This is a genomic window from Nocardia sp. NPDC058244, from assembly GCF_042882065.1.
GTDB lineage: Bacteria > Actinomycetota > Actinomycetes > Mycobacteriales > Mycobacteriaceae > Nocardia.
This window is the reverse complement of record NZ_JBHVWX010000006.1, coordinates 205,262-223,145: the sequence shown is the minus strand read 5'-3', so window position 1 is coordinate 223,145 and position 17,884 is coordinate 205,262. Positions and strand designations below refer to the sequence as shown.

17 protein-coding genes are annotated in these 17,884 nt (G+C 70.8%); 8 read left to right on the top strand and 9 right to left on the bottom strand.

All coding sequences use genetic code 11. The features are described 5' to 3' along the window. Window positions 1–40: 40 nt before the first annotated feature. Window positions 41–1,084: an alpha/beta hydrolase gene (locus ACFVW6_RS20510; protein WP_378833042.1), complete on the top strand. Its 1,044-nt coding sequence runs from the start codon at window positions 41–43 to the stop codon at window positions 1,082–1,084. Between the two features lie 39 nt (window positions 1,085–1,123). On the opposite strand, the gene ACFVW6_RS20505 is transcribed toward ACFVW6_RS20510, so the two are convergent. Further along, the gene (locus tag ACFVW6_RS20505) at window positions 1,124–1,687 is read right to left on the bottom strand and encodes an alpha/beta hydrolase (RefSeq protein ID WP_355280618.1); all 564 of its coding nucleotides are present in this window, start codon (window positions 1,685–1,687) and stop codon (window positions 1,124–1,126) included. A 308-nt stretch (window positions 1,688–1,995) separates the two neighbouring features. On the opposite strand from ACFVW6_RS20505, the gene ACFVW6_RS20500 reads away from it, so the two are divergent. Then, window positions 1,996–2,418, top strand: coding sequence for a hypothetical protein (locus tag ACFVW6_RS20500; protein ID WP_378833045.1), 423 nt, complete (start codon window positions 1,996–1,998; stop codon window positions 2,416–2,418). 29 nt (window positions 2,419–2,447) lie between these two features. Here ACFVW6_RS20500 and ACFVW6_RS20495 read toward each other — a convergent pair whose 3' ends face one another. Genes ACFVW6_RS20495 through ACFVW6_RS20485 form a run of 3 tightly spaced genes read right to left on the bottom strand, consistent with a single transcriptional unit; the run spans window position 2,448 to window position 7,302 of the window. Then, on the bottom strand, window positions 2,448–4,133 hold the full coding sequence (locus ACFVW6_RS20495) for a cobyric acid synthase (RefSeq protein ID WP_378833047.1): 1,686 nt from the start codon (window positions 4,131–4,133) through the stop codon (window positions 2,448–2,450). After that, entirely contained in the window at window positions 4,130–4,993 is an 864-nt protein-coding gene (gene map, locus ACFVW6_RS20490) for a type I methionyl aminopeptidase (RefSeq protein WP_378833050.1), read from the bottom strand. The genes ACFVW6_RS20495 and map overlap by 4 nt, the downstream gene beginning before the upstream one ends. A 23-nt stretch (window positions 4,994–5,016) precedes the next feature. Beyond that, window positions 5,017–7,302, bottom strand: a complete 2,286-nt coding sequence (locus ACFVW6_RS20485) for an FdhF/YdeP family oxidoreductase (protein ID WP_378833053.1) — start codon at window positions 7,300–7,302, stop codon at window positions 5,017–5,019. 149 nt (window positions 7,303–7,451) lie between these two features. Between ACFVW6_RS20485 and ACFVW6_RS20480 the strand changes: the two genes are divergently transcribed. Then, window positions 7,452–8,438 carry a class I fructose-bisphosphate aldolase gene (locus ACFVW6_RS20480; RefSeq protein WP_378833056.1) on the top strand — a complete coding sequence of 329 codons (987 nt, stop codon included), beginning with the start codon at window positions 7,452–7,454 and terminating at the stop codon, window positions 8,436–8,438. On the opposite strand, the gene ACFVW6_RS20475 is transcribed toward ACFVW6_RS20480, so the two are convergent. Next, window positions 8,439–9,596, bottom strand: a complete 1,158-nt coding sequence (locus ACFVW6_RS20475) for a GAF domain-containing sensor histidine kinase (protein ID WP_378833058.1) — start codon at window positions 9,594–9,596, stop codon at window positions 8,439–8,441. Then, entirely contained in the window at window positions 9,593–10,258 is a 666-nt protein-coding gene (locus ACFVW6_RS20470; protein ID WP_378833061.1) for a response regulator, read from the bottom strand. The genes ACFVW6_RS20475 and ACFVW6_RS20470 overlap by 4 nt, the downstream gene beginning before the upstream one ends. A gap of 135 nt (window positions 10,259–10,393) precedes the next feature. Between ACFVW6_RS20470 and tkt the strand changes: the two genes are divergently transcribed. Together tkt and ACFVW6_RS20460 are read left to right on the top strand one after the other, a co-directional pair. Then, window positions 10,394–12,379 (top strand): transketolase, encoded by a 1,986-nt coding sequence (gene tkt / locus ACFVW6_RS20465; protein ID WP_378833063.1) that lies wholly within the window; start codon window positions 10,394–10,396, stop codon window positions 12,377–12,379. After that, the gene (locus tag ACFVW6_RS20460; RefSeq protein ID WP_378833065.1) at window positions 12,376–13,086 is read left to right on the top strand and encodes an HAD-IA family hydrolase; all 711 of its coding nucleotides are present in this window, start codon (window positions 12,376–12,378) and stop codon (window positions 13,084–13,086) included. The genes tkt and ACFVW6_RS20460 overlap by 4 nt, the downstream gene beginning before the upstream one ends. 39 nt (window positions 13,087–13,125) lie before the next feature. Here ACFVW6_RS20460 and ACFVW6_RS20455 read toward each other — a convergent pair whose 3' ends face one another. Both ACFVW6_RS20455 and ACFVW6_RS20450 read right to left on the bottom strand, forming a co-directional pair. Beyond that, complete coding sequence (locus ACFVW6_RS20455; protein ID WP_378833068.1) at window positions 13,126–14,556, bottom strand: DHA2 family efflux MFS transporter permease subunit; 1,431 nt, start codon at window positions 14,554–14,556, stop codon at window positions 13,126–13,128. Window positions 14,557–14,602: 46 nt separating this feature from the next. Continuing rightward, the gene (locus tag ACFVW6_RS20450; RefSeq protein WP_378833070.1) at window positions 14,603–15,079 is read right to left on the bottom strand and encodes a MarR family winged helix-turn-helix transcriptional regulator; all 477 of its coding nucleotides are present in this window, start codon (window positions 15,077–15,079) and stop codon (window positions 14,603–14,605) included. 122 nt (window positions 15,080–15,201) lie between these two features. Between ACFVW6_RS20450 and ACFVW6_RS20445 the strand changes: the two genes are divergently transcribed. Continuing rightward, window positions 15,202–16,212: an LLM class flavin-dependent oxidoreductase gene (locus ACFVW6_RS20445; RefSeq protein WP_357344466.1), complete on the top strand. Its 1,011-nt coding sequence runs from the start codon at window positions 15,202–15,204 to the stop codon at window positions 16,210–16,212. A gap of 1 nt (window position 16,213) precedes the next feature. Here the strand turns inward: ACFVW6_RS20445 and ACFVW6_RS20440 are convergent, their stop codons facing one another. Further along, window positions 16,214–16,822 (bottom strand): DUF4126 domain-containing protein, encoded by a 609-nt coding sequence (locus tag ACFVW6_RS20440; protein WP_378833074.1) that lies wholly within the window; start codon window positions 16,820–16,822, stop codon window positions 16,214–16,216. Between the two features lie 145 nt (window positions 16,823–16,967). Here ACFVW6_RS20440 and ACFVW6_RS20435 point away from each other — a divergent pair, with 145 nt between their 5' ends. Continuing rightward, window positions 16,968–17,444, top strand: coding sequence for a DUF1772 domain-containing protein (locus ACFVW6_RS20435; RefSeq protein WP_378833076.1), 477 nt, complete (start codon window positions 16,968–16,970; stop codon window positions 17,442–17,444). A 29-nt stretch (window positions 17,445–17,473) separates the two neighbouring features. Further along, window positions 17,474–17,872, top strand: coding sequence for a PPOX class F420-dependent oxidoreductase (locus ACFVW6_RS20430; protein WP_378833078.1), 399 nt, complete (start codon window positions 17,474–17,476; stop codon window positions 17,870–17,872). Window positions 17,873–17,884: the final 12 nt, after the last annotated feature.

Here is a 17,884-nt window from a genome sequence, read left to right as displayed (position 1 = left end):
ACACTGCACGTCGCGCTGACCGCGCGATAGATTGAGCGGTGTGACGAACGAAACCTCACTCGATCCCGCCGGCACCGCCGATCGGACCGATGAGCAGTGGCAACCCGATGTCCTCGGCACCGACTACCAGCAGCGCACCCTGCCGCTGGGCCCCGATCCCGACGGTGAGGGCGAGGTGGTGGCCACCCTCGTCCGCTATCTGCCCGACGCCGCCGCGCCGGCCACCGCGCCGACCGTGCTCTATCTGCACGGGTTCACCGATTACTTCTTCCAAGAGCACCTGGCCGAGCACTTCGCGGCCCGCGGCCACCGCTTCTACGCCCTCGACCTGCGCAAATGTGGTCGTTCGCGGCGGGAAGGGCAGAGCGCGCACTTCGTCAGCGACCTGGCACTCTACGACGCCGAGCTGAACGAGGCGCTGCGCATCGCGCGCGCGGAGACCGGGGACGACGTCCTGATCGTCGCGCATTCGACCGGCGGACTCGTGGTGCCGCTGTGGCTGGACCGGCTCGAGGCCGCGGGCGGCACCGCGAAGGCCGGGATCGTCGGCGTCGTGCTCAACAGCCCGTGGTTCGATCTGCAGGGTCCGGCGTACTACCGCACCGTCGGCACGCCGATCATCAACGCGGTCGGCAAGGTCCGGGCGTTCGCGCAGCTCCCCGGCATGGGCGTCAGCACCGCCTACGGCGACAGCCTGCACCATAGCCGCGCGGGTGAGTGGGACTACAACCTGGACTGGAAGCCGCTCAGCGGCGAGCCGGTGCGGCTGGGCTGGCTGCGAGCCATCCGGCGTGGCCAGGCCCGCCTGCACCAGGGGCTGGCGATCGGGGTGCCCGCGCTGATCCTGCGCTCGCGGCTGACCAAGTTCGCCCGCGCGCACAGCCCCGCCGTCGACGTGGCCGATGCCGTGCTCGACGTCAAGCAGATCCAGCGCTGGGCGGGTTGCCTGGGCGAGCGCACCACGATCGTGCCGATCGACGGCGCCCGCCACGACGTGTTCCTGTCCTCGGAAGCGGTGCGCGCCAACGCTTTCGCCGAAACCGACAGCTGGCTGGACTGGCTGGCGGCCTACCGCAAGAACTAGCGGGTGGCGGGCCGGGACCTGGTGGTCCCGGCCTGCTGCTCACCAGAGGCTGGTGCGCAGGACGATCTCGGTGGCCAGCTCGTGGGCGCCCTCGGTGGCGATGTTGTCGACCTCGACCGGCACCACCCGGAACTCGCCGTACACGTAGCGGCCGGACGCGTCGGCGACGGCGCGCGGCAGGCTCTTGGTGACCAGCATGGTGACCGGCAGCTCGAGCGGCGGACAGGCCGCGTCGGGCGCGGTGCCGTCGGCGCCGGGCACCGCCGGATGACCGTGATCGGCGACGACCAGGCTCATGAACCGCCCGAACCGGCCCGCGCACAGCCGCCAGGCCAGCGCCGCGCCCGCACCGCGCCCGGCCACATTGGCGTAGGGCAGCTCGAGCTCGTCGAGAATCACGTGGATCGCCGCGGGCTCGAGCCCCTCGACCGACTCCAGCACGACGGTCTGCAGATCGGACTCGTGCAGCCGCGCGCATACGGTGTCGAACACGTCGGCCGGATCGTCCGCATCGGGAAGCAACAGCACATTGTGCCGCGATTGGGGGCCGTCGACCCGCACTGTCCAGGCCCGGTCACCGACCGTGATCTGCCGAGATTTCATGCCGGTGAACGGTACACGGCCCGGCTGAACACGGCAGCGTGTTGCGCTCCGCCCGGCCGGTCTGTTTTCGCCCGTGTCCTGGGCTTTCCCAATCCGGAGGGCCCGAATTGCCAGACCTGTCACAGCGGGGCGTCGTCGGCGGTGAGGAGAGCGGCCGCACACCCGGCGACCCGTGCGGCGGGCCACGCGAGGTGCCGGACGTGGTGTGCGGAGTTCACCTCCCCGGAGATGCCGCGCGCACCGTACGATGACGGCCGAATCGATCGATCGGCGTTCACGGGGGGCTTGTGAAGCGAATCATCCAGAGTGTGTTGTGCGCCGTCGGTGCGCTCTTCTTCGGCGCGGGCGCGCTGTTCGGGGTCACCCAGCCGATCAATGCCACCGCCTACCTCCTCGGGTTCGGCCGGGAGGTCACGGTCCACGTCGACCAGAGCTCCAGTGGGCTGATGGGCGGTCGGAGCAAGGCAGGCATCGGCACCGATGTCGAGAACGGCGACACGATCCGGCTCTTCGATGTCCGATCAGGCGACACCGTCAGCGCCAGGAAGGTTCTCATCGATATCGGCGTGGACAGCTTCGCGTACCGATCGGCCAGGGCCGCCGCCACCGATTTCACCTGGCTCATCGGCGTCCTCGTCCTCGGCGGACCCGCCCTGGTGTTCGGGCTCGCCGCCTTCGCGCTGGCCAGGGCCCGACCCGTCGCCGTCGAGGAGTCTGAGCCTCGATCGTGAGCCGCCGTGTCGAGGAGACACGGGGACGATCAGCCGACCTCGGGGCGATCGAGTGCGGCGCGCACGGTCGGCAGATCGGATGACGCGCCACGGCTGATCAGGACGTCGAGGGCGGCCAGGTCGACGTGCTGTTCGATCAGGTCGGCCAGCAGGTCGAGCTGGGCGGTGCGGGTGGCGGCCACCGAGGTGTCCTGGGCGACGCGGAAGCCGGTGCGGCCCGCGCGCAGGGCTACTTCGGCGAGCCAGGTGCGGCGGAACTCGTCGGATTCGAGCAGCCCGTGCACGTGAGTGCCCCAGATCGCCTCGCGCGCACTGCCTTCGGGGGTGCCGTCGACCGTCAGCCAGGTGGGGTCGCCGCTGTGCCGGACGCGGCCGTGGTGGATTTCGTAGCCGGTGACGGGGATGCCGTCGGCATGGCCCGAGATCTGTCGCGCGATCTTGGGGTTCGCGAACTCGATGGTGAGGTCGAGCAAGCCGAGACCTTCAGCGACCCAGGGGTTCTCGCTCGTCGCGGCGAGTCCTGGCGGTTGATCCGCCTGGACCGCGTCCTCGCCATCCGCGTCGCGACCGTTCGGCGCGATGGCCGTGGTGTGTTCGCCGGAACCCGGCGGGCGCGCGTACTCCACGCCGTCGGTGATCCGGCGTCCGAGCATCTGATAGCCGCCGCAGATGCCGAGAATCGGGCGGCCGGCGGCCGCGCGCGCACGCAGCGCCTCGCCGATCCCCCTGGTGCGCAACCACTCCAGATCCGAGACGGTCGCCTTGGAGCCGGGCACCACCACGAGGTCGGCGGTGGCGATCTGATCGGGGCCGTCGGCCCAGCGGACCGCGACGCCGGGCTCGCAGGCGAGGGCTTCGATGTCGGTGGAGTTGGAGATGCGCGGCAGGCGCACGGCGGCGACGGTGAGCCACTCGGTGCCGTGCGGCGGGCCGGGACGGCCGACGGGCGTGCCCGCGACGGTGCCGAGGGAGTCCTCGGCGTCGAGCCAGAGGTCTTCGGCGAAAGGCAGAACCCCCAGGGTGGGGCGGCCGGTCAGCGCGGTCAGCTGGTCGAGGCCGGGCTGGAGCAGGGCCACGTCGCCACGGAACTTGTTGACGAGAAAACCCGAGATGAGCTGCTGGTCCTCGGGTTCCAGCACCGCCAGGGTGCCGAACAGATGGGCCAGCACTCCCCCGCGATCGATGTCACCGACCACGAGCACCGGAAGCTCGGCGGCGCGCGCCAGTCCCATGTTCGCCAGATCCGTGGCCCGCAGATTGATCTCGGCGGGCGACCCGGCACCCTCGCAGATCACCACGTCGAATTCCGCGCGCAGGGAAGCGAGTTCGGTCGCGACCACCTCGCGCAGCTGCTGCCTGCGGGTGAAATAGTCGCGCGCGCCGACGGTCCCGACGGCCTTGCCGCGCACCACGAGCTGCGAGCGCCGATCGCTGCCGGGCTTGAGCAGCACCGGATTGAACCGCACGCTCGGCTCCAGCCCACACGCCCGCGCCTGCAATGCCTGCGCCCGCCCGATCTCCCCGCCATCGAGGGTGACGACGGAGTTGTTGGACATGTTCTGGGCCTTGAACGGCGCCACCCGCACACCACGCCGCGCGAGCATCCGGCAGATGCCCGCCACCACAACGCTTTTCCCCGCGTCGGAGGTCGTCCCCGCGATCAGCAGCGCCCCGCGCGGGCGCGCGTCGTCCCGCGCACCCGCGGCCGGACTCACGGCAGGGTCAGGATTTCCGCGCCCGTCTCGGTGACGACCAGGGTGTGTTCGAACTGGGCGGTCCACTTGCGGTCCTTGGTGACCACGGTCCAGCCGTCGTCCCAGATGTCGTAGTCGATGCCGCCGAGGTTGATCATCGGCTCGATGGTGAAGGTCATGCCGGGCTCGATGACCGAGTCGATCTCGGGCTGGTCGTAGTGCAGGATGACCAGGCCGCTGTGGAAGGTGGGGCCGACGCCGTGGCCGGTGAAGTCGCGCACGACGCCGTAGCCGAAGCGGTTGGCGTAGGCCTCGATGACCCGGCCGATCACATTGAGCGCGCGGCCCGGCTTGACCGCCTTGATGGCCCGGTTGGTGGCCTCTTCGGTGCGCTCGACCAGCAGGCGCACCTCCTCGTCGACATCGCCGGCGAGGAAGGTCTTGTTGGTGTCGCCGTGCACGCCGTGGATGAAGGCGGTGACGTCGATGTTGACGATGTCGCCGTCCTCGATCACGGTCGAGTCGGGGATGCCGTGGCAGATGACCTCGTTGAGCGAGGTGCAGCAGGACTTGGAGAAGCCCTTGTAGCCGAGGGTCGACGGGTAGGCGCCGTGGTCGCACATGTACTCGTGGGCGATCCGGTCCAGCTCGTCGGTGGTGACGCCGGGCGCGACCGCCTTGCCCGCCTCTGCCAGGGCCTGCGCGGCGATCTTGCCCGCGATCCGCATCTTCTCGATGGTCTCGGCCGTCTGCACCCAGGGCTCGCGCCCTTCGTTCGCGGTCTTCTTCCACACGTACTCGGGACGCTCGATGGAACGCGGGACGTCGCGGATCGGCGACTGGGTGCCGGGAACGAGTGGCTGACGGGTGCGCACGGACATAGCAGCGAGTGTAGCCAGCGCCCCTACCCGGCGCTGTGTCGCGGTTCGAGCCGGACCACGATCCCCTTCGAGGTGGGGGTGTTGCTGATGTCGGCGACGCTGTCGAGCGGGACCAGCACGTTCGTCTCCGGATAGTAGGCCGCCGCCGAGCCGCGGCTGGCCGGGTAGGCGACCACCACGAAGTTCTCGGCGCGCCGCTCGACCCCGTCGTGCCAGACGCTGACCAGGTCGACCACGTCCCGATCGGCCAGGCCGAGCTCGGCCAGGTCGTCCGGGTTGACCATCACTACCCGGCGCGCGTTGTGGATGCCCCGGTAGCGGTCGTTGTTCGCGTACGGGATGGTGTTCCACTGATCGTGCGAGCGCAGCGACTGCAACAGCAGATGCCCCGGCGGCACGTCGAGGAAGGTGAAGTCGTTGCGGGTGAACTCCGCCTTCCCGCTGGCGGTGCGGTAGACGCCCTCGTTGACCGGGTTGACCAACCGCAGCCCACCCGGCCGGGAGACCCGCTCGGTGAAGTTCTCGAAGCCGGGCACCACCCGGGAGATGCGGTCGCGGACGGTGTCGTAGTCGGCCTCGAACTCCGCCCACGGAATCGCGGGAGTGGTGCCGAGCGTGCGCTGGGCCAGCCGGGAGATGATGGCGACCTCGCTGAGCAAGTGCGGCGAGGCCGGGTCGAGGCGGCCGCGGGAGGCGTGGACCTCGCTCATCGAGTCCTCCACGGTGACGAACTGCTCACCGGTGGCCTGGATGTCGCGATCGCTGCGGCCCAGGGTGGGCAGGATCAGCGCGGTCGCACCGCACACGGTGTGCGAGCGGTTCAGTTTGGTGGAGATCTGCACGGTGAGCGCGCACTGCCGCAGCGCCGCCTCGGTGACCGCGCTGTCCGGCGTCGCCCGCGCGAAATTGCCCGCGACACCGACGAATACCTTCGCCCGGCCGTCGCGCATGGCACGGATCGCGTCGACCGAGTCCAGCCCGTGCGCGGTCGGCGGGGTGAAGCCGAACTCGGTGCCGAGGGCGTCGAGGAACCACTGCGGGACCCGCTCCCAGATGCCCATCGTGCGGTCGCCCTGGACGTTGCTGTGCCCGCGGACCGGGCACACGCCCGCACCGGGGCGGCCGAGATTGCCACGCAGCAGCAGGAAGTCGACGATCTCGCGGATCGTGGGCACGCCGTGCTTGTGCTGGGTCAGGCCCATCGCCCAGCACACGATGATCTTCTTCGCGCCGAGGACTTCCCGGTGCACGTCCTCGATCGCCGCCCGGGTCAGACCGGTCGCCGTGAGCGCGTCGTCCCAGCCGATTCCCCTGGCGTGCGCGGCGAAATCCTCGAAGCCGTGGGTCTGCTCGCGAATGAACTCGTGGTCGAGGACGGTGCCGGGAGCGGCGTCCTCGGCTTCGAGCAGCAGCCGGTTCAGGGTCTGGAACAGGGCCAGGTCACCGCCGGGCCGGATCTGCAGGAAGTGATCGGCGATCGCGGTGCCGCGCCCGATCACCCCGCGCGGGACCTGCGGGTTCTTGAACCGGATCAGCCCGGCTTCGGGCAGCGGGTTGACCGCGACGACCTTCGCGCCGTTGCGCTTGGCCTGCTCCAGGGCCGAGAGCATCCGGGGATGGTTCGTGCCGGGATTCTGGCCGACGACGAAGATCAGGTCGGCGGCGTAGATGTCGTCCAGCGACACACTGCCCTTGCCGACCCCGAGGGTCTGGTTGAGCGCCGAACCACTGGACTCGTGGCACATGTTGGAGCAGTCGGGCAGGTTGTTGGTGCCGTAGGCGCGGGCGAAGAGCTGCAGCAGGAACGCGGCCTCGTTGTTGAGGCGGCCGGAGGTGTAGAACAGCGCCTCGTTCGGCGAGTCCAGGCCACGCAGCGTTTCGGCGATCAGGTCGAGGGCGGCGTCCCAGCCGATCGGCTCGTAGTGCGCGGCGCCGGGCCGCTTGACCATCGGCTCGGTCAGCCTGCCCTGCTGGTTGAGCCAGTAGTCGGAGGTGGCGTCGAGTTCGTCGACGGTGTGGCCGGCGAAGAACTCGCGGGTGACCCGGCGGGTGGTCGCCTCGTCGCTGACGTGCTTGGCGCCGTTCTCGCAGTACTCGTTCTTGTGCCGGTGCTTCGGCTCCGGCCACGCGCAGCCGGGGCAGTCGAACCCCGCGGCCTGATTGACGTTGAGCAGCGTCAGCGCGGTGCGTGCGGCCGAGGTCTGCGACAGCGAGTACTCGAGCGCGTGGACCACCCCGGGAACGCCGGCCGCCCAGGTCTTGGGTGGGGTGACCGACAGGTCGTCGGTGGGGTCGTCGATCGAGGTCATCACCGGCTTCTTCCCGTGCCGCGGCACTGCGATCGGACTGGATGACCTCAGGCTTCCCAGTTTCACGGCGGTTGTCAACGCGGCGGTTCACACCCGGTTTCGCCCGCAGGGGTGAGGACGGGCGACCGCCGCGCTCGCACGCTGTCACCATGACGACACTTCCCGCCCCGTCCCTCGCCGCCGTCGCCCAGCAGCTGACCGGCGGCGGCCGCGGCATTCTCGCCGCCGACGAGTCGATCACGACCATGTCCGCCCGCCTGGAACAGGCGGGCGTCCCCGCGAGCGCGACCGCCCGGCGCGACTATCGCGCCCTGCTGCTCACCGCCGACGGGCTGGCGGATCGGGTCAGCGGAATCATCCTGTGCGACGAGACCTTCGGCCAGGATCTCGCCGACGGCCGCCCCTTCCCCGTCGCGGCCCGCGACCTCGGCCTGCTGCCCGGCATCAAGGTCGACACCGGCACCACCGCCCTGCCCGGGCAGGCGGGCGCGCTGGTCACCGAGGGACTCGACGGGCTCGGCGCCCGGCTGGCGTCCTATGCCGAGCGCGGGGCCGCCTTCGCCAAGTGGCGGGCCGTATTCGACGTGCGGACGATCACGCCCTACGCCGCCCACGCCAACGGCCACGCGCTGGCGCGCTACGCCGCGCTGTGTCAGGAGCACGGCATCGTGCCGATCGTCGAGCCGGAGGTGCTGTGCACCGGCGAGCACGATCTGGCCGCGTCCGCCCAGGCCACCCGGCTCGCCCTGCGCTCGCTGTTCGCCGCCCTCGACGCCGCCGGGGTCGACCCGACCGGCATCGTGCTCAAACCGAACTTCGTGACGCCGGGACTCGACGCCGCGCCCGCACCCGCCGACGAGGTGGTGGCGGCGACGTTCGCGGTCCTGCGCGACACCGTGCCCGCCGCGGTTCCCGGCATCGCCTTCCTCTCCGGTGGTCAGCCGACCGAGCGGGTCTGCGACTACCTGCGCGCGCTGCACGCCAGGGGCGACCGGCCGTGGTCGGTCACGTTCTCGTTCGGGCGGGCGCTGGTCAGCGCCGCCTTGCGCACGTGGGCCGGGGCGCCGGCCACGGTGGCCGACGCCCAGCGGGTGCTGCTGGCGAACTGCCGCAGCGCCGCCGACGCGACCCGCTGACTACCGGATCGGCAGCTCGACCAGCACGATCGTGCCGCGCCCCAGCAGCGACTCGATGCGCAGCGAGGCCTCGATGACGGCGCAGCGTTCGGCGAGCGAGCTCAGCCCGAAGTGCTGGTCGGCGTCGGCGGACCGTTCGGCCCGGCGCGCGGCGGGGTCGAACCCCGCGCCGTCGTCGGAGCACCCCAGCACCACCGAGTCGCCGACCCGGCGCAGCGACAGCACGATCCGGCTCGCGCCCGCGTGCTTGACCGCGTTCACCAGCGCCTCCTGCGCGATCCGGTACAGGGCGGCGGCCGCGTGCTCGGGGATGTCGCCGACGGCGGCGGCCGGGTCGACGAGGAATTCGATCGCCGGGCCACCGCCGGTGCTCGCGGTGCGGACCAGCGATTCGAGCGCGGCGACCAGGCCCAGGTCGTCGAGGACGAGGCTGTGCAGGCCTGAGATCGCCGCCCTGGTCTCGTTGTAGGCGTAGTCGGCCAGGGTCCGGGCGCCGACCAGTTCGGCGCGGGCCCGCTCCAGCGCCCGCAGGCCCGACTCGTCGCCCGCGGCGACGTGGTCGGCGAGTTCGGAGACGGTCAGGTCGGCCGCGGACAGGTGGAACGACATCGACGCGAGCGCGGTGGTCACCCCGTCGTGCAGGTCGAACGCGATCCGCCTGCGCTCGGCCTCCTGCGCCGAGATCGCCTGTTCGACCAGGCGATCCCGTTCGGTGCGATGCCGGGTGACGGTGCGCCACAACCGGTGCGCGTGCAACGACAGACCGAGCACGCCGGCGTAGCCTTCCGCCCGCGCGAGGTCGGCCGGGCCGAACGGTGTCGCCGGATCCCGATGGGCGGCGAGGACTCCCACCACCGAGTCGTCGATGCCGCGCAGCGGCAGGCACATCCGGGCGATGGTCCGGTCGGGGTCCAGGCGTAACAGGCTGCGGTGCATCGCATTACGCGGCGAATCCCGATCGAGCAGCACCGGCGTTCCGGTCCGGGCGACCAGTCCGGTCACACCGAATCCGACCTGCAGGGTCAGCGCGCCCGCCGACGGATGGGCGGGCCAGAGGTCGACCACGGTGAGGTCCTGCCCGTCGACCGCGTACAGCAGCACCCCGTCGGCCGCGAGCAGCGGGGCCAGCTGCGCGGCGCTCGGCGCGACGCCGGTCACCGGAACAGCCCCTCCCGCAACGCGACCGCGATCGCCCCGCTCCGATCGGACACGCCCAGTTTGCGATACAGCCCGCGGATGTGGGTCTTCACCGTGTCCTCGCTGACCACCAGCTTGCCCGCCACCGCGCGGTTGGAGTGCCCGGAGACCAGCAGTCCCAGGACCTCCGACTCGCGCTGGGTGAGCCCGAGATGCGCACCCGACCAGAACTGCCCGGCGTCGAGCCGGGCGGCGGCCAGGGCGACCCGGCCGGCCAGGGCGGGATCGATGACGGTCTCGCCGTCGGCGGCCCGGCGCAGGTGGGCGACGAGTTCGCGCCCGTCCACCCGCTTGAGGACATACCCGGCCGCGCCCGCGCGCAGCGCCTGGTAGAGGTAGTGCTCGTCGTCGTAGACGGTGAGCACCACGACCCGCGTCACCGGATAGCGTTCGGTGATCTGCCTGCACAGATCCAGACCGCTGGCCTTGCCGATCCGGACGTCGCACAGGACGATGTCGGGCCGGTGCTCGTCGATCAGCCGCAGGGCCGCGGTGTCGGTGGTCGACTGGCCGACGATCGCGACCTCGTCGGGGAAGTGGCCGAGCATCGCGTCGAGCCCGCGCAGGACCATCTCGTGGTCGTCGACGAGCACCAGCCGTAACGGGGGCGGCGGCTCCGGCATACCGCCACAGTACGGCGGAAAACGGCGGGGGCTCACGGCAATCGGCGAGAAATCACCCGTGCGGCCACCCGCGCGGGGGAAGGCCGCGCGACCCGCGTGCGGTCGGATGGACGGACCCGATCGAAAGGCGCCGCCATGCCGGAATCCACTGTCCATCGGCCACTCGCCGCGTCCGCTGTCGACACCGATCAGCTCGCCGTCGACACCCTGCGCTTCCTCGCCGCCGACATGGTCGAGGCCGCGAACTCGGGACATCCGGGGATGCCGATGGGGGCGGCGCCGATGGCGTGGACGTTGTGGAGCAGACATCTGCGCCATGATCCGGCCGACCCGGCCTGGGCCGATCGGGACCGGTTCGTCCTGTCCGCCGGGCACGGTTCGGCGCTGCTGTACGGGCTGCTGCACCTGTTCGGCTACGACCTGCCCACCGAGGAGCTGCGCCGGTTCCGCCAGCTGGGGTCGCTGACACCGGGTCATCCCGAGTACGGCGAGACGCCGGGCGTCGAGTGCACGACGGGTCCGCTCGGTCAGGGCCTGGCGATGGCCGTCGGCATGGCACTGGCGGAGCGGATGACGCACGCCCGCTACCCGGAGATCACCGACCACCGCACCTACGCGATCGTCGGCGACGGCTGTCTGATGGAAGGTGTCAGCCACGAGGCGGCCTCGATCGCCGGGCAGCTGCGGCTGGGCCGGTTGATCGTGCTGTGGGACGACAACGCCATCACCATCGACGGCGCCGTCGACCGGTCCTGCGGCGACGACCAGCTCGCCCGCTTCGCCGCCTACGGCTGGCACACCGCGACGGTGGCCGGCGGCACCGACATCGCCGCGATCGACGCGGCCCTCACCCGGGCGAAAGACGATCCACGCCCGAGTTTCCTGGCCGTCCGGACGGTGATCGGACACGGCGCGCCCGACGTGGCGGGCACCGCGAAGGCACACGGCGCACCGCTGGGCGCGGATCAGCTCACCCGGGCCAAAGCGGGTGCCGGATGGACCTATCCGGCGTTCGCGGTCCCCGAGCAGGTCGCCGCGACGTGCGCGGTGCTCACCGAGATCGGCGCCGAGGACCGGGCCGACTGGCTCGTTCGGTTCACCGCGTTCGTCTCTGCCGCACCGGAACGCGCCGACGAGTTCACGCGGGCCGGCGCGCGCGCCCTGCCCGCCGGACTCGCCGACGCGCTGTCCGGCATCGTCGGGGACGCGCCGCGCGCGACCCGGCAGTCCTCGCAAGCCTGCCTGGACGCCCTGCGGCCGATCCTGCCGGAACTGGTGGGCGGCTCGGCCGACCTCGCGGGATCGACCGGCACCGCGTTCGGTCCGGTGCTGGGCCGGGACGACTACGCGCACCGCGCGATCGCGTTCGGCATCCGCGAGTTCGGCATGGCCGCCGTCCTCAACGGGATCAGCCTGCACGGCGGGTTCCGGGTGTTCGGCAGCACATTCCTGGTCTTCGCCGACTATCTGCGACCCGCGCTGCGCCTGTCGGCGCTGATGGGCCAACCGGTGATCTACGTGCTCACCCACGATTCGATCGCGGTCGGCGAGGACGGGCCGACGCACCAGCCCGTCGAGCACATCGAGTCGCTGCGCCTGATCCCCGGCCTCCAGGTCCTGCGCCCGGCCGACGATGCCGAGACCGCGCTCGCGTGGGAACTGGCACTGCGCCGCACCGACGGCCCGACCGCCCTGATCCTGTCCAGACAGTCTCTGCCGCAACACACCACCGATCGCGGCACCCGCGAACTTGCCGCCGACGGTTCTACGAGCGAGACCACCGACCCGCTCGTCACCGAGGGACGCCACCTGGTCGATATCGTCGCCACCGGCTCGGAGGTCTCGCTGGCGGCGGCGGTCGCCGACGAGCTCCGGGCCGACGGCTACGTCGTGCGGGTGATGTCGGTGCTGGATCGCACGCGCTACTCCCCCGATCCCACGGCCCGGACCGTCAGCATCGAGGCGGGCAGCACCACGGGCTGGGTGGGCGTGGTCGACCTGGCGATCGGCATCGACGCGTTCGGGCACAGCGGTCCCGGCGCCGAGGTCATGGCCCACCACGGCCTCACCGTGTCGACGGTGCTCACCCGGATCCGCGACTACCTGGACGGTGCCCGATGACCCGCCTGGACGCGGTGATCTTCGATGTCGACGGCACCCTGGTCGACAGCGAACGCGACGGGCACCGGGTGGCGTTCAACGCGGCCTTCGCCGAGGCCGGGCTCCCCGACCGCTGGGATGTCGACCGCTACGGCGACCTGCTGCGGATCGCCGGCGGCACCCAGCGGATGACCCACTGGTTCGAGAGCACCGGCCGCGCACCCGCCCAGGCCGGGGAACTCGCGGAACGATTGCACCCCATCAAGACCCGGATCATGCGGAGCCTGGTCGAGGACGGGCGGATCCAGCCGAGGCCCGGCGCCAGGGAGCTGATCGAGCGGCTCGCCGCCCGCGGTATCGCGCTGCACGTGGCCACCACCGGCACCCGTGCGTGGGTGGAACCCCTGCTGCGCCATGCTTTCGGCCCGGTCTTCGACGTCGTGGTCACCGGGACCGAGGTCCCCGACCTCAAACCGAGCCCGGCGGTCTATCTGGAGGTCCTGGCCAGGACGAGGTGCGCGCCCGAGCACGTTGTCGCGGTGGAGGATTCCGCCAACGGTGTGCTCGCCGCGCAGGCTGCCGGGCTGCGGTGCGTCGCCGCGCAGAACGCCTACACCCGCTCGCACGACCTCTCCGCGGCCCTGCTGGTCGCGGACGGTCTCGACGATCCGGAACTCGTCAGCTGGTTCGACGACCAGCTGAGCGCGGTCTCGCCGCGCCGCCGGTAGGGACCGCAGGGGCGATGCGCCACCCCTGCGGTCGGCCGTTCAGAAGGCGGGGACCGCGTCCGCCGTGGCCGCCTCGGCGGTGGTCCCCGGTCGGCGCAGCACCGTCACGCTGACCAGCAACGCCGCCGCCAGCAGACCGGCCGCGACGGTGAACGCGAGGCGATAGCCATCGGTCAACGCGACGGCTTCGGTTGCGCCCGTGGCAAGTTCGGTGCCGGTCCTGGTGGCGGCGAGAGTGGACAGGACCGCGACCCCGACCGCCATCCCGACCTGCTGGGTGGTGTTGAACAGGCCGGAGGCGAGCCCGGCGTCGTCGGCCGAGGCACCCGACATGCCCAGCGCGGTGAGCGCAGGCAGCACCAGCCCGCCGCCGGCGATCAGCACCATCATCGGCAGCAGATCGGTGACGTAGTCCGCGTCGACGGGCAGCCGCATCAGCCACGACATGCCGATCAGCAGCAGGACCAGTCCCGCGATGAGCACGGTCCGTTCGCCGAAGCGGGTGATCAGCCGGGCCGAGGCGAACAGCGACACCCCGCCGATGGCGAGGGCGGCGGGCAGCATGGCCAACCCGGTCTGCAAGGCGTTGTAGCCCAGCACCTTCTGCAGGTAGAGCGCGACGATGATCTGGAAGGCGAACATCGCCGAGAGCGTGAGCATCTGCACCATATTGGCACCGGACACGCTGCGGGAGCGGAAGATCCGCAGCGGCAGCAATGGCCGGCGCGCGGTGGCCTGGCGGGCGACGAAGGCCGCGAGCAGCGCGCCGGACACCGCGCCGAGCCCCAGGGTGTGCGGCGACACCCAGCCGTACCGCTCGACTTCCACGATGGTGTAGATACCGAGCATCAGCCCGGCCGTGACCAGGACCGCCCCGAGCACATCGGCGCCCGCGCCCCAGCCCAGACCGCGGTCGGCCGGGAGCGCCGTGACGGCGACCAGAACGGTCACCACCCCGATCGGCACATTGATCAGGAAGATCCAGTGCCAGTTCAGCGCATCGGTGAGCACTCCCCCCAGCACCTGCCCGATCGACGCGCCCGCCGCCCCGGTGAAGCTGAAAATGCCGATGGCCGTGGCCCGTTCGCGCGGACCGGGAAAGATCGTGACCAGGATGCCGAGCACCACCGACGCGGCCAGAGCACTGCCGAGGCCCTGCAGGAAGCGCGCTGCCACCAGCATCGCCGGGGTGCCCGCGGCACCGGCCAGCAGCGAGGCCGCCGTGAAAACGACGGTGCCGGTGAGGAACATCGTCTTGCGGCCGACCAGATCGCCCAGCCGTCCGGCCAGCAGGAGCAGTCCGCCGAAGGCGATCAGGTAGGCGTTGACGGTCCAGCTCAGGCCCGCGGAGGTGAAGCCGAGGTCCGCCTGGATCGCGGGCATGGCGACGGTGACGATGCTGCCGTCGAGGATGGTCATCAGCGTCGCCGCCGACAGCACCGCGAGCGCGATGCGCTGAGAAGAGGTCATGAAATGACCGTACTAGATAGTTTCGTTGCAGACAATCTATAACGGACTATTGCCGCGCGCGACGCGCAGGTGCCGCCTCTACCACGGTCGACAACCGCCCCTCCACCAGCAGATTCAATGCGCGAACCAGAGTTTCCCGCTCCACCTTCGGCAGCGAACCGAGCGCCGCCTGGTGCACGCCGTCCACGATCTCGGTGCTGCGCGCGGCGAGCTTCGCCCCCTCCGGCGTCACCCCGATGATCCGCGCGCGACGGTCGGTGCTCGACGGCTTGCGCTCGGCCAGGCCCGCCTTCTCCAGCGCGTCGACGGTGACGACCATGGTCGTCTTGTCCATGTCGCCGAGCTCGGCGAGCTGCGCCTGGGTGCGCTCGGCCTCGAGCGCGTGCACCAGCACGCAGTGCATGCGGGCCGTCAGCCCGATCTCGGCCAGCGCCGCCGCCATCTGGGTGCGCAGCACGTGACTCGTGCGGTCGAGCAGGAAGGACAGGTCGGGTTCGGCGCGCGTCGTCGCGAGGGCGGTCATACCGGCCACTATAGTTTTGTCATAGATAATCTGCATCCATCCGTAACGGCGGGGAATTTCGCCGGACTACGGTCCGTTTAGGAGATGACCGGAGCAGACCGCATCCCGAAAACGAGGTTCACATGGAACTGGGGCTCACCACCTTCGCCGAGCTGTACCCCACCGGCGACCGGCCCGCGCCGACCGCCGCCGAGCGGCTGCGCCAGGTCGTCGACGAGGCCGTCGCCACCGAGGCGGCGGGCCTGGACGTCTACGGCGTCGGCGAGCACCACCGCAAGGATTTCGCGGCCTCCTCGCCCGCCGTCGTCCTGGCGGCCGCGGCGGCGCGCACCGAACGCATCCAGCTGACCAGCGCGGTGACCGTCCTCAGCTCCGACGACCCGGTCCGGGTGTACCAGGACTTCGCGACCCTGGACGGGCTGTCGAACGGCCGGGCCGAGCTGATGGCCGGGCGCGGGTCGTTCACCGAGTCGTTCCCGCTGTTCGGCTACGACCTCGCCGACTACGACGACCTCTTCGAGGAGAAGCTGGCCCTGCTGCTGCGCCTGCGCGCGGACGAGCCGGTGACCTGGTCGGGCCGTTTCCGCGCGCCGCTGCGCGACGCCACCGTCTATCCGCGCACCGACGACCGGCCACTGCCGGTGTGGATCGCCGTCGGCGGCAGCCCGGAGTCGGTGATCCGGGCCGGCCTGCTCGGACTACCGCTGGCGATCGCGATCATCGGCGGTCAGCCGGCCAGGTTCAAGCCGCTGGTCGAGCTGTACCACCGGGCCCTCGCCGAGGGCGGCCACGAGAAGCAGCCGGTGGCGGTGCACGCGCACGGCTACGTCGCCGAGACCGACGAGCAGGCGGTGGCCGACTTCTACGCGCCGTACGCGCTGGCCATGTCGACCATCGGCCGCGAACGCGGCTGGGGCCCGATGACCCGCGAGCAGTTCGACGCCCTGCGCTCGCAGAGCGGTTCGCTGTTCGTCGGCACGCCGGACTACGTGGCGGGCAAGATCGCCGAGGTCCGCGACACCCTCGGCCTGGACCGGTTCATGCTGCACACCAGCGTCGGCACCCTCCCGCCGGAACAGGTGCTGCACAGCATCGACCTACTCGGCACCAAGGTCGCACCACAGGTGCGCTGACCTACTCGAGCGCCGCGCCCAGCTCGCCTCGGCGGGCGGCGCGGCGTTCGCGTCGCCTGCGCAGGTAGCGGCGGATGCGGCTGGCGCAGGCGTAGACCACCCACAACCCGATCGCCAGCGAGACGGCGGCGATCACCGCGGCCAGTATCGGGAAGAACACCGCGAGCGTGACGACGGCGCCGACGCCCAGATCCTCCGCGGTACTCACCGCGATATTGGTGACCGGTTCCGGAGAGGTGTTGATCGCCATCCGAGTACCGGCTTTGACGATATGGCTGGCCAGGGCCGTGGTCCCGCCGACCGCCGCCGCGAACATCGTCGGCAGCGAATCGTCCTGCCCGGCGATGAGAGCCGCCACCACCGCCCCGGACGCTGGCCGCACCACGGTGTGCACGGCGTCCCAGAACGAATCCAGATACGGGATCTTGTCGGCGACCGCCTCGATGACGAACAGCACGGCCGCCGCGACCAGCACATCGGTGCGCTCGAGTCCCGGCGGCACGTCCTCGGCCCAGCCGATCCGCCCGAAGACCCCGAGCAGGAACACCACCGCGTACGCGTTGATCCCGCTGGCCCAGCCCGCGGTGAAGATCAGAGGTAGCACCGACACCTGCTCAGCGTAAGCCCGTCCACCGACTCCACACGGCAGCTCGGCCGCGCTCCAGAATCTAGCACCGCTAGACATGCTAGCGATCGGATGCTATCTTTGCTCCAGCTTCTAGCGATGCTAGATATCACGAAGAGGGAGCCAGGAAATGCTCGTTGTCACCGGCCAGATCATCGCCACCGCCGCCGTTCTCGCCAATGCCGTCGTCTACGGCACCGATGTCTGCGGGGCCGTGATCATGCGGTCGGTCTACCGCAAGCTCGACGACGCGACCGTGACCGTGAGCGCGGGGTGGGGCCACTACTACGGCGACAAGCGCATGCCGATCGTCGGCGTGAGCGGCGTGGTGACCGCGGTGCTCACACTGCTGATCGCGGTGCTGGCCGGGCAGACCGGCGCCGCGATCGCGGCGGGGATCGCGGTCGCCGCACTGCTGACCTGGCTCGCCTTCTACGTCCGCGTCGCCAAGCCGATCAACACCCGACAGACCGCCGCCGCGCTCAGCGGCGTCATCCCCGCCGATGCCCGTGCGCTGCAGGACAAGTGGGACAGCATCCTGAAGTACCGCGTCACCCTCCAGTTCGTCGCCATCGCCGCCCTGTGCGCCGCGATCATCCTGTTCTGAACCCACCCCGTCACCGAGGAGTCACCGACATGTCCTTCACCACCAATGAACAGCAGTTCCTCGCCGAGGCCGGGATCGGCCGACTCGCCACGGTGTCCCCCGACGGCGTCGTGCAGAACAACCCGACCAACTACCGACTGAACCCCGACGGCACCATCGACATCGGCGGCATGCGGATGCGCACCAGTCGCAAGTACCGCAATGTCGAGGCGGGCAGCCGCGTGTCGTTCGTCATCGACCAACAGGTTTCCCTGGAGCCCTACGTAATTCGCGGCATCGAGGTCCGCGGCAAGGCGGAAACCCTCGCCGACGAGGAGCCCCCGTTCCCACACCAGGAACGCGTGATCCTCCGCATCCACCCCGAACGCATCATCTCCTGGGGCATCGACGGCGACTCCTTCGACTTCACCAGCCGCGACACCGAATAGTCAGGCCATTCC

Bases quoted from the DNA above. Each gene is read 5' to 3' on its own strand.
- ACFVW6_RS20485 (WP_378833053.1), bottom strand. From the start codon at position 7,302: ATGACCTCGATCGACGACCCCACCGACGACCTGTCGGTCACCCCACCC.
- map (WP_378833050.1), bottom strand. From the start codon at position 4,993: ATGTCCGTGCGCACCCGTCAGCCACTCGTTCCCGGCACCCAGTCGCCG.
- ACFVW6_RS20430 (WP_378833078.1), top strand. From the start codon at position 17,474: ATGTCCTTCACCACCAATGAACAGCAGTTCCTCGCCGAGGCCGGGATC.
- tkt (WP_378833063.1), top strand. From the start codon at position 10,394: ATGCCGGAATCCACTGTCCATCGGCCACTCGCCGCGTCCGCTGTCGAC.
- ACFVW6_RS20445 (WP_357344466.1), top strand. From the start codon at position 15,202: ATGGAACTGGGGCTCACCACCTTCGCCGAGCTGTACCCCACCGGCGAC.
- ACFVW6_RS20480 (WP_378833056.1), top strand. From the start codon at position 7,452: ATGACGACACTTCCCGCCCCGTCCCTCGCCGCCGTCGCCCAGCAGCTG.
- ACFVW6_RS20505 (WP_355280618.1), bottom strand. From the start codon at position 1,687: ATGAAATCTCGGCAGATCACGGTCGGTGACCGGGCCTGGACAGTGCGG.
- ACFVW6_RS20470 (WP_378833061.1), bottom strand. From the start codon at position 10,258: ATGCCGGAGCCGCCGCCCCCGTTACGGCTGGTGCTCGTCGACGACCAC.
- ACFVW6_RS20455 (WP_378833068.1), bottom strand. From the start codon at position 14,556: ATGACCTCTTCTCAGCGCATCGCGCTCGCGGTGCTGTCGGCGGCGACG.
- ACFVW6_RS20450 (WP_378833070.1), bottom strand. From the start codon at position 15,079: ATGACCGCCCTCGCGACGACGCGCGCCGAACCCGACCTGTCCTTCCTG.
- ACFVW6_RS20435 (WP_378833076.1), top strand. From the start codon at position 16,968: ATGCTCGTTGTCACCGGCCAGATCATCGCCACCGCCGCCGTTCTCGCC.
- ACFVW6_RS20460 (WP_378833065.1), top strand. From the start codon at position 12,376: ATGACCCGCCTGGACGCGGTGATCTTCGATGTCGACGGCACCCTGGTC.